Raw genomic sequence first — 12,346 nt, 5'->3', positions numbered from 1 at the left:
GGAGCGCAGCCGCGAGGCAATGGCCGCGGCAAAGGCGATGCTGGCGGAGCAGATGCACGAAGCGGAAGCGAGCTACACCGAGCGTCTAGCGGCTCGCGAGGCGGAGCTGAAGGAACAGAAGCGCCGCCTCGAGGTGCAGCTTGGCGAGCAACTGGAGAAGACGCGCGAGCAGCTGCAGCGCGGCGACGGGCTGCTGGCGGAGCTGGAAGCCCTGCGCGGAAAGCAGCGCGAGCAGGAAGACGAGCTTGCGCTGCAGCACGAGCTGTACAACGAACTCGAAGGCGAGCTGGCCGCTTTGCGGGAGCGCAGCGGTTCCCAAGAAGCGGAGCTGCGGGGCAAGCTGGAGACGCTGGAGCGGAAGCACGCTGCAGAGCTTGCCGAAGCAGAGCTGCGCCAGACGGAGCTGAAGGCGCGTGCGGCCGAGAGCGACGCCCGGCTGGCAGCCCGCGAAGAAGAGCAGCGGCGGCAGCTGGAAGCGCTGGAGCGGAGGCGGGAAAGCGAGCTGGCCGAAGCGAAGCGGCGGTTCGACGAAGAAGCGGCTGCCTTGGCGGCGCGCATCGCGCAGCTCGGACAGCAGCTTAGCGAGCGGGAGACCGAGCTGGCGCGTGAGCTTGCCGAACGGGAGCAGCACAGTGACACGCAGGCGGCTCAGGTTGACGAGCTGCGGGCTAAGCTCCGTGAGCAGGAAGAGGAGATTGGCGTTCATCAGGAGCTCTATGACGAGCTGCAAGGGCAGCATGACGAGCTGGCGCGACGTTTGGCTGAGCAAGAAGCGGGTCTTCGCGAAGCGGCGGCAGCGCAGGAGGCGCGTCACGAGGAGTTCCAGCGCCTTCTCGGCGAGCGTGAACGCGAGCTTGCAGAACTGCGTCAGGAACGCGAAGCGGCCGTAGAGCTGAGCCGTGCCCTGCAGGAGCAGTGTGCCGCGCTAGAGGATCGGCAGCAAACGGCGCAGAGCGAACGGGAGACGTTAGAGCAGCGGTTGGCTGCGCAGGAAGCGAGAATCGCCGAACTGACCGAGCAAGCGGCGCAGGGAGCTCAGCTGAGAATCGAGTTGGCGGAACAAAAGGACGAGCTAGAGCTTCAGGTCGAGCTGTACAATGAGCTTCAAGAGCAGCTCACTGAGCAGCTAAAACAGCACAAAGCGCTGCAGACCGAATACGGGCAGCATCAGGAGAAGGCGGAGCAAGTATTCGAGGAATTGCAGAACTTGAAATCCGAGTACGAGAAGCTCCAGATCGAATACAACGAATGGATCGAGCTCGTGGAGAAGGAATAGCGAATGAACGGACTGGATTACACCGTTCTGGCGGTGCTCGCCGTCGGAACGGTTCTAGGGTTTGCGCGCGGCTTTATCGGCCAACTCGTATCTGTCGTCGGTCTCGTCGCCGCGTATTTGATCGCTTTTTTCTTTTATGACGACGTGGCGCCGCTGGTGGGCAGTACGCTTGCGCTATCCGGGCATGAAACGTACCAGAAGTATGAATTTTTAGCCAAGGGCTTGAAGCTGGACAATTACGTTTATAATGCGTTGGCGTTTGCCATTTTGTTCTTCGGGGTCAAAATCGCGTTCAGCATCGGCGGGCGGCTGCTGAACTGGTTGGCGGCGGCGCCGGGACTCAAGCAGGTCAATCAATGGAGCGGCGCGGCGCTCGGCTTTGCGGAAGCGGCGGTCATCGCGGTAATCGCCGTCCATGTCATGACCGTCATCCCGAACGACGGCGCGCAGAATCAGCTCAAAAACTCCATGCTGACACCGTACGTCCTGGAGCATACTCCGATTTTGACCGATAAGCTGCAGGAGCTCTGGAACAACCGCAGCGGTCGGGTTAAAGCAGGGGAATCCTGAAACCGCAGAATCGAATAACTGAAAAAAGGCATGCTTCACGCTTGGAATAATTCAAGCCGCGAGCATGCCTTTTTCATATTTTAAATAAAAAACGGCCCCGCCTGTCCCGCAGTACAAACGAAGCCGCTTTGGAATGATTCGCCGCTATATTAGGCTATTCTTATTCCACGATAAGCGTGGATTTCATCGTAGCATGGCCTTGGCCGCAAGGAAGCGAGCAGACGATATCGTATGTGCCGGCTTTGTCGATTTTGACCGTTTTGGTCTTGTTGTTGTTGTCCAAACCGACGTTTACGCCGCTGATTTGCACGGCATGCATGCCTTGCTTGTTTTCCAGCGAAAACGTAACGTCCTCGCCTTTTTTCACTTTATATTCTTTCTGATCGAACTGGAAGTTCGTCGCCACCAATTTTACCTGCTGAGCCGCCGGATTGCCGCTTGCCGGCTCCGAAGCTTTCGGGGTTTCTTTGGCTCCGCATGCAGACAAGGCGAAAATCATCCCGACTGCTGCCACACTGACGATCCATTTTTTCATCCGGTAAGTCCCCTTTCACAACCATCGTGGAATATTTTTCTCATTCCATGATACAGCAACCGTCGGCCTTAAGGCTGTGTCGGAGCGGTGACAACAATATGAAAACATCGTGTCATTCCCTGTCGAACCTTACTTTGGTTGGGAGCTCAGTTCCCGGATCAGTCCGGCAAGCTTTCGAAGGCCAAAATTCAGGCGTTCCGCCGATTCGAACGAATAAGAGAGCCGGATGTAGGGGCCGCCGAGCGAGTCGTACACCGTTCCGGGGTTGAACAAGATGCCCTCCTGGAGCGCACGTGTAAATAGCGCATTCATGGAAACGGGAGGCACGAGTCGCAGCCAAATGTAAAAGCCGCCTGCGGGCACATTCCATACCGCAAGCCCCGACAAATGCTTCTGCAGCATGTCCAACACATCGTCGCGTCTTTGCTTTAGTACGATACGAACCCGGCTTAAATGCTCTTCATGAAAGCCCCGTTCGAACCATTCTGTCAGCGCCCATTGGGAAAGCGAGCTTGACCCGTAATCGGTCTGCATTTTGAGATCCGCAAGCCGCCGGATAACCGGCTCCGGTCCGGCGATCCAGCCGGTACGCAGGCCCGGGCCGACCGTCTTGGAGACGCTGCCCAAGTAAAGGACGAGTCCGTTCGGATCGCGCGCTTTCAAGGGCGGAGGAGGCGGGGCGTCCAGCCATAGCTCGCGATAGACGTCATCCTCGATCACCGGCAGCTGCAGCCGCTCGCATTCCCGCAGCAGCTCGACGCGCCGCCGCTCCGACATGACGATGCCCGTCGGGTTGTGGAAGGACGGAATCGTATACAGCATCCGGTTCGGCTGGGGCTTCAGTTCGGACAACCCGCGAATGCGAATGCCCTCCGAATCCATCTCCAGTCCTGCTAACCGGACCCCGGCGGAATGAAATACATGCAGGGAATGCAGGTAGGAGGGGCTCTCCGTAATCATGGTGGCTCCCGGTTTGACGAGTCCGAGGGAAATAAGCTGCAGGGCTTGGAGCGCTCCCGAGACGATCAGAATCGAGGCCGGAGAAGCGACGATGCCGAGCGCTCGCAGGTGGCGGCTTAGCTGCTCCCGGAGCGGCAGCAGCCCGCGCGGCTCTTCGTAGCCGAGCGTGTGAATACGGGAGGCAAGCCGTCCGAACACCTCTCCGAGCAGCGGCTGCGGATAGAGCGCCGGAGACGGCTCTCCCGTGCTCAAACGGATCATCCCGGCTTGAAATTCCGTCTCATTGATCATTTGGATGGTCGGCAGATTCGGCCGGTGCCAGCCGGCCTGGACATACGAATCCCAGTCGGGCGGGGTGCGGGAGGTCAGCAGAGACCACGGATTGTTCACCACTTTCGTGCCGCGGCGGCCGTCGCCTTCAAGCAGCCCGTCGGCGATCAGCTCCTGAAGCGCCGTGACGACTGTGGACCGATTGACGCCGAGCGCCTCGGCCAATTGTCGCTGTGTGGGGATACGGCTGCCGACCGGCCACTCGCCGTTTTCGATTTTGCGTTTCATATAGGTTTTGATTTGCAAATAGAACGGCAGCGGCGAATTCTCGTCCGGCTGCCAGTCGATGCGGTACATAGGGGCCATCCCTCCGTACGAAGTCGGTTACTCCGATTGTAGCAAAGATTGTTTTGGTTGGGAACTCTACCAACCGTTTGGTTGAAGACTTTTCCGCTGGGGGAGGTATGATGGATGAAGACAAGATTATTCAGATAGCTTCAGGAGGAGAGAGCATGCAAGCGGTACTGCACGGATTTGTTTTAGCTTTGGGATTGATCCTCCCATTGGGGGTGCAAAATCTGTTTATTTTCCAGCAGGGGGTTGTTCAGCGGAGGTTCGTCCTTGCGCTGTCCGCTTCGGTCACGGCGGCTCTATGTGACACGATACTCATTTTGGCCGCCGTTTTAGGGGTTTCCGTCGTTATTTTGGCGTTTGCTTGGGTCAAGACGGTATTGCTCATCGCGGGCGCCGCATTTTTGCTCTACTTGGGCTGGAACGCCTGGAAAGCCGCATCGGCTTCGGGACCGCCCGTTCAAAGCTCGCACGAATCGTTTCGGATTTCGAAGCAAATCGCTTTTACCGTCTCAATTTCCCTGTTTAACCCTCATGCGATTCTCGATACCGTCGGCGTGATCGGAACGAGCTCGCTGAACTATACGGGAGCGGACAAAGTCGGGTTTACCGCGGCGGCCATCGTCGTATCGTGGCTGTGGTTTATCGGGGTCGCCGGCGTCGGGCGGATCACCGGAAAGCTGGATGCTTCCGGGCGGTTCCACGCTTGGTTGAATCGGGTATCGGCTTTAATGATTTGGGGGACGGCCGGTTATTTGATTTATTCCTTATTTGTATGACGAAATGCCTCAAAGTTCGAAAAAAACGCCGCAGACGCTTTTGCCTGCGGCCGACTTGCTTACTTGGCGTTCTCACGACCGGAACGGCCTTGCTCAAACGGTGTTTTCACCGGAATGAACAGGTCGATGATTCCGATAACCAGGGCAGCCAGGATTGCACCGATAATGCTTGTCGATACGCCGCCAACGATAAACTGGGCAAGCCAAATGACCAGCGCGCTTGTTAAAAAACCGACAACCCCCCGGCCGAACGGAGTGATCCTTCTGCCAAAGATTCCTTCAATGACCCATGCCGCGATCGCGATGACCAAGGCCAGGAAAAAGGCGCTCCAGAAGCCTCCGACCTTAAAGCCGGGAACGATCCAACTGACAATCAGCAGCATTAAGGCGGAAACGATAAACCTGACGAGATGTCCAAGCAAGTGCATCGTGCAGTTCCTCCTTCGTGTCTTTGCGGTAATTCGTCAAACGCTTTCGGTGCACCTTATAGGTTTTCCCACGTCTTCGGCTTTATGAATGGCAATCCTTAGCGGAAATTCATTAGCTTTACTACCCGGACTTGGATATAATAGCAATGGAGAGCTTTTTCCGGTAAGAAAGGCAGGTTTCTAAAACGAAAGCGATGAATACGAACAAGACATCATACAATCAAAAAATATTGGCGACGCTGGATTTCCGGGCAGTGCTTGAGCGCTGCGCGAACCATGCCGCAACATCGCTCGGCAAAGGCCGGGTAGAGGAGCTTGAACCGAGCGGCGACTTTCATGAAGTGAAGCGCAGGCTGCAGGCGACCGACGAAGCGGTCAACGTGGACCGCCTGAAGGGCGGCGCGCCGTTCGGCGGCATCCGCGATATCCGCGCTGCGGTTCATCGGGCGCGGATCGGCGGCATGCTGAACCCGGTCGAGCTGTTGGATATTGCGATGACGAGTCAAGGCGGACGCCGGCTGAGCAGGTTTCTGGAAGCGACAAACGAAGATTACAGCATTCCGCTGCTGCTTGACCTGCTCGAGCCGATGACGGACCATAAGGAATTGGAAGAACGGATTCGCGGGTGCGTCGACGAGAACGCGCAGGTCATGGATACCGCAAGCCCGGAGCTGTTGAAAATCCGTCAAGAGCTGCGGTCGAGCGAATCGAAAGCCCGCGAGCGGCTGGAACAAATGGTGCGCACGCCGTCCATTCAAAAGATGCTGCAGGACAATCTCGTAACGATCCGGGGAGATCGGTACGTTATTCCTGTAAAACAGGAATACCGCGGTCATTTCGGCGGCATGATCCACGATCAATCGGCTTCCGGGGCTACGCTGTTTATCGAGCCGGAATCGGTTGTGCAAATGAACAACCGCGTACGCGAATTAAAGCTGAAAGAAGAGGCGGAGGTCAAAAAAATTCTCCGCATGCTGTCCGCCTTCGTAGCGGATAACGCGGATACGCTGCTCGTCAACGTAGAGTCGCTGACGGAGCTTGACTTTATTTTCGCCAAAGCGGGCGTTGCCCGCGAGATGAAAGCGACGCTGCCGCTGCTCAACGACCGCGGCTTCATTAAACTCAAGCGCGGACGGCATCCGCTCATTCCCGCGGAAAAGGTCGTTCCTCTCGATGTGGAGCTGGGCAACCGTTATTCGACGATCATTGTGACCGGACCGAATACGGGCGGTAAGACCGTCTCGCTCAAGACGATCGGTCTGCTGTCGCTCATGGCGATGGCAGGGCTGTTCGTTCCGGCCGAGGAAGGCAGCCAGCTTTGCGTGTTCGATGCGATCTATGCGGATATCGGGGACGAGCAAAGCATCGAGCAGAACCTCAGTACGTTCTCCAGCCATATGACCAATATCATCCGGATTCTCAAAGAAATGACGCCTAAGAGCCTTGTGCTGCTCGATGAGCTCGGAGCCGGGACCGACCCTGCGGAAGGCTCGGCGCTGGCGATATCGATCTTGGAGCACATGCACCGGATGGGCTGCCGCATCGTTGCGACGACGCACTACAGCGAGCTGAAGGCGTATGCCTTCGACCGGCAGGGCGTCATCAACGCCAGCATGGAGTTCGACGTGCAGACGCTGCGTCCCACGTATCGGCTGCTTGTAGGCGTTCCCGGGCGAAGCAACGCGTTCGCGATTGCGGAGCGCCTCGGCTTGGCGAAAACCATCATCGATCATGCCCGCGTTCAGGTCGGCGAGGAGGATCAGCGCGTCGAATCGATGATCGCCACGCTCGAAGAGAACCGGCTGCAGGCCGAGGCCGAGCGCGAATCGGCGGAGCGCAACCGCCGCGAAGTCGAAACGCTGCGCGAGCAGCTTGCCGCCGAACGCCGGCGCTTCGAAGAGCAGAAGGATAAGCTGTTCGAGCGTGCGGAGCGCGAGGCGCAGGAAGCGGTGGCAAAAGCCCGCCGCGAAGCCGACGAGATCATCACCGAACTTCGCAGAATCCAGCGCGAGGAAGCGGGCGGAGTCAAGGATCACAAGCTCAGCGAGCTGAAAAGGCGGATGAACGATGCCGCTCCCGAGCTCCGAAGCAAGTCCAAGGCCGGCACGCCGCGCAAAAAGGCCGACCGTATCGAGCCGGGCGATGAAGTGCTGGTGACGAATCTTGGCCAGCGGGGACATGTGGTCGAGCTGGTGAGCGAGACGGAAGTGACCGTGCAGCTCGGCATTCTCAAGATGAAAGTGAACAAAGCGGACCTGGAGCTGCTGAAGCAAGCCTCAGCCCAGAAGAAGCCGCAGCAGCAGGCAACTTCCAGCCTGAAGCGGACGCGCGACGAGAACGCCAAGATGGAGCTGGACTTGCGCGGGGCCAATGTGGAAGAGGCGATCATTGAAGTGGACCGCTTCCTGGACGAATCGTACTTGGCCAATTTCGGCCAGGTGTTCATCATTCACGGCAAAGGCACCGGCGTGCTGCGGACCGGCATTCAAGAGTTTTTGCGCAAGCATAAGCATGTCAAGAGCTTCCGGATGGGGGCTTACAACGAAGGCGGCGCAGGGGTCACGGTAGCCGAGTTGAAATAGAAGAAGCCCGCTCTTCCTTCCGGTCGCAGCGGGACCGCACTTATCATTGGAAAAAATTTATTCGACAAATGAAACTCCGGCCCGCATCATCCGTATATACGAGTGTAAGCATCGATGTTAGTGAAGCTCTGCAGGCTGAAGCGATATTATTTTTTTAACAAACGTACAGGAGGAATTTTAACATGGGAATTTTCAAAAGACTGCGTGATATGACGATGGCTTCGATCAACGATCTTCTGGATAAAGCGGAAGACCCGGTAAAAATGCTCAATCAATTCCTTCGGGATATGGAAGAAGATATTTTGGAAGCCGAGTCGGCGGTTGCGAAGCAAATCGCGATCGAGAAGAAGTTCAAGCAGCAGTATGAGGAAGCGCAAGAAATGGTTCAAAAACGCGAGGATCAAGCGCTCAAGGCGCTGGAATCCGGCAACGAGGACTTGGCCCGCCGCGCGCTGCAGGACAAGAAAGAGCATCAATTGCGCTACGACGAAATGAAGCAGCAATACGATACGGCGAAAGCCAACGCCGACCGTCTGCGCAACCAATTGTCCGAGATGAAGGACGAATTCAGCAAAATGAAGAACAAAAAGGACATCCTGGTTGCCCGCGCGGAAGCGGCCAAAGCCCAAAAGCAAATCAACCAGGCGATGACCGGCTTCGGTACCGACAATGCGGCGAAAGGCTTCGACCGGATGAGCCAAAAGGTAATGCAGCTTGAAGCGGAAGCCGAAGCGAGCAACGAGCTGCGCTCCAAAGACAAGAGCCTCGACGACGAGTTCGAAGCGCTCAGTAAGAACGACGGTGTTGACGATGAACTGGCAGCGCTTCGTGCGAAGCTGGCGGCCAAGAAGCAAGCAGAGTAAGCGACATAAGGAGACTGAAGGCCTGACGCCTTCAGTCTCTTCAGTGTTAAAAACTCATCTTGATTGAGGCGAAAGGCAGGCGGATCGATTATGGCGGATAAAGAGGTAGATTTTTTGTTGAGCAACCCTTATGTTGAGACGCTGGCATTTTTTTCGATCGCCGTGCTGGCGCTGATTGTCTTTTTGGTGATTTTCGAGCTTGTCACCAAGTATAAGGATTGGGACGAGATCAAGAACGGCAACTTGTCGGTAGCGATGGCGACCGGGGGCAAAATATTCGGGATATGCAACCTGTTCCGTTTTGCGATCTTGAATAACGATTCGGTGCTGCATTCGTTGATTTGGGCAGGGTATGGCTTTTTGCTTCTGCTGGCGGCTTATTTTATTTTTGAGTTTTTGACGCCGTATTTCAAAATCGATGAGCAAATCCAGAAGGACAACCGGGCCGTAGGCTTTCTATCCATGGTGATTTCGGTATCGTTGTCCTATGTTATCGGCGCTAGCGTGACCTGATGCCGGGGGCCGGCGAAGAGGGCCGGCCACAATCGGATCGTTCTTCAAGACCGGAGGAGGAAGAGTCCTTGTGAAATATTTATGGGGCACCTTATTTGCGCTTGCGCTTGTTTTTTTGGGCGCGGGCGTTTACTATTTTATTAAATTTGCATAGCGTGAAGGCGTAAAGCAGACCTTCACCCGCCGCCGCTAAGGGGGATGACGCGTTTGTCGCAATCAGAGAATCAGGTTTGCCCGTGGTGCCATACGGAGATTGTATGGGATCCGGAAATCGGTCCGGAAGAGGAATGTCCGCACTGCTTCAACGAGCTGGGCGATTACCGGAGCATTAAACTGAAGGTGGAGAGTTCCGATTCAGGCATCCAATATGACGATGAGGAAGAATTGGATGACGACCTGGAGCTGTCGGACGAGGAACTGCAGCTGGCAGACGATTACGGGGAAGGCGTTCAGCAACTGCTGGACAGTCAAGAGGAAGCGCCCGAATGTTCTTCCTGCCACAGCTTTATGCTGCTGGCCGGCACTGAACCGGCTTCGGAGGCTTTTGTTCCGTTTGTGCATCCGGCGCTTGGCAAGCCGCTGCTGCAAGCATCATTCAGCGTTCAGGTTTACTTATGCCCGTCCTGCTTCAAAGTCGACCGGCAGCTGGCGGAAACGGACCGGCTCGCGTTTGTCGAGCAGCTTCGGGATTATGGAGCCAAAAATTAAGATCTACCTAAAAAAGGAATTCGGAGCTGGCATTTGCCGGTTTCCGGGTTCCTTTTTTTGGCCTTCATTCATGATTTCCGCCGAACAGGGAAGCTTAACTAAGACAATTTACGGATACAAGGTGAGAGCATGCATTCCGGAGCTAAACATTTTCCGCACGATTGGGTGCGAGGCAAGGATCGTGCGGAGGAGCACAGATGGCGTGACGTTGAGCAAGCAGGCCCGGCTGGCGGAGAACCGAAGAAGAAAAAAGGCGGCCCGTTATCGGGGCAATCCCGGCTTCTGCTGACGGTAAACGGCTTGTTTGCCGTGGCCAACGCCTTGTCCGGCACGTTCGTCAATGTGTACCTATGGAAAGCCAAGCATGATTTTACGGTCATCGGATGGTTTACGCTCATTCATCATTTGACGATGGCGCTAACGTTCTGGATTGCGGGCAAATGGGTCAAAGAGCATAACAAAATGAACTGCTTGCGCACGGGGGTTGCGGTTGCGGCTGTCTTTTACATGCTGGTGCTTTGGTTCGGGGGGAGGGCGGCAGACTATTTTGTACTGCTCGGAGCCGTCCAAGGCCTGTCATCGGGCTTATTCTGGCTTGCGTTCAACGTCGTCTACTTCGAGGTGACGGGCCCGGACGACCGCGACCGGTTCAACGGATGGGCGGGCCTGCTCGGATCGGGCGCCGGGATGATCGCGCCTTGGATTTCGGGCTTTTTGATTGTCCGGCTGCATGCGGCGACGGGGTATCGGCTCATTTTTACCTTGTCGTTGATTGTGTTTGTGGTCGGGGTGATTTTCAGCTTTTTCCTGAAAAAACGCAAAACGTCCGGGACCTACGAATGGTTTCTCGCCTGGCGGTGCTTAAGATATCAAGATACGGCTTGGCGCAAGGTCGGGCTCGCGCTGACGGCCCAAGGCGTCCGGGAGGGCGTATTCGGCTTCATGATCGGACTGCTGGTGTATGTTCATACAGGGAGTGAGATGTCGCTGGGCAATTTCTCGCTTGTCACTTCTGCGGTCGCGCTGCTTAGTTTTTTGGTTGCGGGCAAGCTGCTGAAGCCCCGATTTCGAGGAAAAGCGATGCTGCTTGGCGCGGTGATGCTGGTGCTTGTCATTTTGCCGTTTTTTTGGAAAGTCAATTTCTTTACGCTGCTGCTGTTTGGGGTGGGCGCGGCCGTCTTTTACCCGCTGTATGGCATTCCCATGACCTCCATCGTCTTCGATCTCATCGGGCGGGAGGAGGAGAGCGTGAAGAAGCGGGAGGAATATATCGTCATGCGGGAGTTGGCGCTGAATACGGGCAGAATGCTTGGCACCGTTTTGTTTATCGCCGTCGTTTCGTTCACCCAGTCGCCCGCCGCCATGAACTGGCTGCTGCTCTTCATCGGCAGTTCGCCGCTCGCCGTATGGTATTGGATGCGCAAAGCCGAAGTGGCGTGAACCCGTTAGCTTGCTAAAACCATACCTTCCCGATAAAATAAGAGGGATAGGGAAGGGAGCGGCAGGCAGCATGAAGAGGACTACCGGAAAAATGGTGAACAGCATTACGGAGCTGATCGGCGATACGCCGGCCGTGCGGGTCCGCAGGCTTGTTCAGGAAAACGATGCGGAGCTGTATGTAAAGCTGGAATATTTCAACCCGAGCGGAAGCGTCAAGGACCGCGCGGCGTTCAACTTGATCGCGCAGGCGGAGAAAGATGGCCTAATCGGCCCGGGCGCGACGATTATCGAGCCGACCAGCGGCAATACCGGGATTGGGCTGGCGATGAACGCCGCGGCCAAGGGCTACAAGGCGATTCTGATCATGCCGGACAACATGACGAAGGAACGGATCAACCTGCTGAAAGCGTACGGAGCGGAGGTCGTCTTGACGCCTGCCGAGGAGCGGATGCCCGGTGCGATCCGCAAGGCGATGGAGCTGCAGGCGCAGATTCCGAACAGCTTCATCCCGCAGCAGTTTGAGAATAAGGCGAATCCGGACATTCACCGGACGACGACGGCGCTGGAAATCATCGAACAGATGGAAGGGCGGCTCGATGCGTTCGTCGCGACCGCCGGTACGGGCGGCACGATTACAGGCACGGGCGAAGTGCTTCGCGAGAAGCTTCCGGGAGTGCAAATCTACGTCGTCGAGCCCCAAGGCTCTCCGGTTTTGTCGGGCGGCGAGCCGGGACCGCACAAGCTTGTGGGCACCAGCCCCGGCTTCGTGCCGAAAATTTTGAACACCGGCGTCTATGACGAAATCGTCCAGGTATCCGACGAAGATGCGCTGCAAACGACGCGGGACTTGGCGCGTCTCGAAGGCATTCTGGTCGGCCCGTCCGCCGGAGCGTCGGTCTGGACGGGGCTTCAAATTGCCCGCAAGCTCGGCTGCGGCAAGCGCGTGCTGTGCATTGCTCCGGATACCGGAGAGCGCTATTTGAGCATGGGGATTTTTTGATCCGATAGGGAAGACAGGCTTGTCCGACAAGGACAGGCTTTTTTTATTTGTAAACTCCGTCGGAAATGTTG

The 12,346-nt window shown here is 56.5% G+C and carries 11 protein-coding genes and 1 pseudogene; 9 read left to right on the top strand and 3 right to left on the bottom strand.

All coding sequences use genetic code 11. The features are described 5' to 3' along the window. Nucleotides 1–1,276 (top strand): annotated as a pseudogene (locus QJ48_RS25405) (hypothetical protein); the annotation flags it as partial. A gap of 3 nt (nucleotides 1,277–1,279) precedes the next feature. Next, nucleotides 1,280–1,846, top strand: a complete 567-nt coding sequence (locus QJ48_RS25400) for a CvpA family protein (protein ID WP_054976204.1) — start codon at nucleotides 1,280–1,282, stop codon at nucleotides 1,844–1,846. 160 nt (nucleotides 1,847–2,006) lie between these two features. Here the strand turns inward: QJ48_RS25400 and QJ48_RS25395 are convergent, their stop codons facing one another. Both QJ48_RS25395 and QJ48_RS25390 read right to left on the bottom strand, forming a co-directional pair. Continuing rightward, a complete protein-coding gene (locus QJ48_RS25395) occupies nucleotides 2,007–2,381 on the bottom strand; it encodes a cupredoxin domain-containing protein (protein ID WP_054976203.1) in 375 nt (124 codons plus the stop codon). Nucleotides 2,382–2,510: 129 nt separating this feature from the next. After that, nucleotides 2,511–3,968 carry a PLP-dependent aminotransferase family protein gene (locus QJ48_RS25390; protein ID WP_054976202.1) on the bottom strand — a complete coding sequence of 486 codons (1,458 nt, stop codon included), beginning with the start codon at nucleotides 3,966–3,968 and terminating at the stop codon, nucleotides 2,511–2,513. A gap of 155 nt (nucleotides 3,969–4,123) precedes the next feature. On the opposite strand from QJ48_RS25390, the gene QJ48_RS25385 reads away from it, so the two are divergent. Then, nucleotides 4,124–4,741 carry a LysE/ArgO family amino acid transporter gene (locus tag QJ48_RS25385; RefSeq protein ID WP_054976201.1) on the top strand — a complete coding sequence of 206 codons (618 nt, stop codon included), beginning with the start codon at nucleotides 4,124–4,126 and terminating at the stop codon, nucleotides 4,739–4,741. A 59-nt stretch (nucleotides 4,742–4,800) separates the two neighbouring features. On the opposite strand, the gene QJ48_RS25380 is transcribed toward QJ48_RS25385, so the two are convergent. Beyond that, nucleotides 4,801–5,169: a phage holin family protein gene (locus QJ48_RS25380; protein WP_054976200.1), complete on the bottom strand. Its 369-nt coding sequence runs from the start codon at nucleotides 5,167–5,169 to the stop codon at nucleotides 4,801–4,803. 194 nt (nucleotides 5,170–5,363) lie between these two features. Here QJ48_RS25380 and QJ48_RS25375 point away from each other — a divergent pair, with 194 nt between their 5' ends. From QJ48_RS25375 to cysK, 6 genes are all read left to right on the top strand, one after another. Continuing rightward, complete coding sequence (locus QJ48_RS25375) at nucleotides 5,364–7,751, top strand: endonuclease MutS2 (protein ID WP_054976199.1); 2,388 nt, start codon at nucleotides 5,364–5,366, stop codon at nucleotides 7,749–7,751. Nucleotides 7,752–7,933: 182 nt separating this feature from the next. Next, on the top strand, nucleotides 7,934–8,614 hold the full coding sequence (locus tag QJ48_RS25370) for a PspA/IM30 family protein (RefSeq protein WP_054976198.1): 681 nt from the start codon (nucleotides 7,934–7,936) through the stop codon (nucleotides 8,612–8,614). 90 nt (nucleotides 8,615–8,704) lie between these two features. Beyond that, nucleotides 8,705–9,127, top strand: a complete 423-nt coding sequence (locus QJ48_RS25365) for a DUF350 domain-containing protein (RefSeq protein WP_054976197.1) — start codon at nucleotides 8,705–8,707, stop codon at nucleotides 9,125–9,127. 198 nt (nucleotides 9,128–9,325) lie between these two features. Next, nucleotides 9,326–9,835, top strand: a complete 510-nt coding sequence (locus tag QJ48_RS25360) for a hypothetical protein (protein WP_193394499.1) — start codon at nucleotides 9,326–9,328, stop codon at nucleotides 9,833–9,835. Between the two features lie 129 nt (nucleotides 9,836–9,964). Further along, a complete protein-coding gene (locus tag QJ48_RS25355; protein ID WP_193394498.1) occupies nucleotides 9,965–11,275 on the top strand; it encodes an MFS transporter in 1,311 nt (436 codons plus the stop codon). A 70-nt stretch (nucleotides 11,276–11,345) separates the two neighbouring features. Next, on the top strand, nucleotides 11,346–12,275 hold the full coding sequence (gene cysK, locus QJ48_RS25350; protein WP_054976195.1) for a cysteine synthase A: 930 nt from the start codon (nucleotides 11,346–11,348) through the stop codon (nucleotides 12,273–12,275). Nucleotides 12,276–12,346: the final 71 nt, after the last annotated feature.

The sequence above is a fragment of the Paenibacillus sp. A3 genome (assembly GCF_001399685.1).
Lineage (GTDB): Bacteria > Bacillota > Bacilli > Paenibacillales > NBRC-103111 > Paenibacillus_G.
Note: the sequence above shows the minus strand (reverse complement) of the source record. Positions and strands in the feature narration are given on the sequence as shown.

What these genes read in the sequence shown, in the direction of transcription:
- QJ48_RS25355 (WP_193394498.1), top strand. Translation starts at nt 9,965, where the DNA reads ATGCATTCCGGAGCTAAACATTTTCCGCACGATTGGGTGCGAGGCAAG.
- QJ48_RS25370 (WP_054976198.1), top strand. Translation starts at nt 7,934, where the DNA reads ATGGGAATTTTCAAAAGACTGCGTGATATGACGATGGCTTCGATCAAC.
- QJ48_RS25375 (WP_054976199.1), top strand. Translation starts at nt 5,364, where the DNA reads ATGAATACGAACAAGACATCATACAATCAAAAAATATTGGCGACGCTG.
- cysK (WP_054976195.1), top strand. Translation starts at nt 11,346, where the DNA reads ATGAAGAGGACTACCGGAAAAATGGTGAACAGCATTACGGAGCTGATC.
- QJ48_RS25400 (WP_054976204.1), top strand. Translation starts at nt 1,280, where the DNA reads ATGAACGGACTGGATTACACCGTTCTGGCGGTGCTCGCCGTCGGAACG.
- QJ48_RS25360 (WP_193394499.1), top strand. Translation starts at nt 9,326, where the DNA reads ATGACGCGTTTGTCGCAATCAGAGAATCAGGTTTGCCCGTGGTGCCAT.
- QJ48_RS25390 (WP_054976202.1), bottom strand. Translation starts at nt 3,968, where the DNA reads ATGTACCGCATCGACTGGCAGCCGGACGAGAATTCGCCGCTGCCGTTC.
- QJ48_RS25365 (WP_054976197.1), top strand. Translation starts at nt 8,705, where the DNA reads ATGGCGGATAAAGAGGTAGATTTTTTGTTGAGCAACCCTTATGTTGAG.
- QJ48_RS25395 (WP_054976203.1), bottom strand. Translation starts at nt 2,381, where the DNA reads ATGAAAAAATGGATCGTCAGTGTGGCAGCAGTCGGGATGATTTTCGCC.
- QJ48_RS25380 (WP_054976200.1), bottom strand. Translation starts at nt 5,169, where the DNA reads ATGCACTTGCTTGGACATCTCGTCAGGTTTATCGTTTCCGCCTTAATG.
- QJ48_RS25385 (WP_054976201.1), top strand. Translation starts at nt 4,124, where the DNA reads ATGCAAGCGGTACTGCACGGATTTGTTTTAGCTTTGGGATTGATCCTC.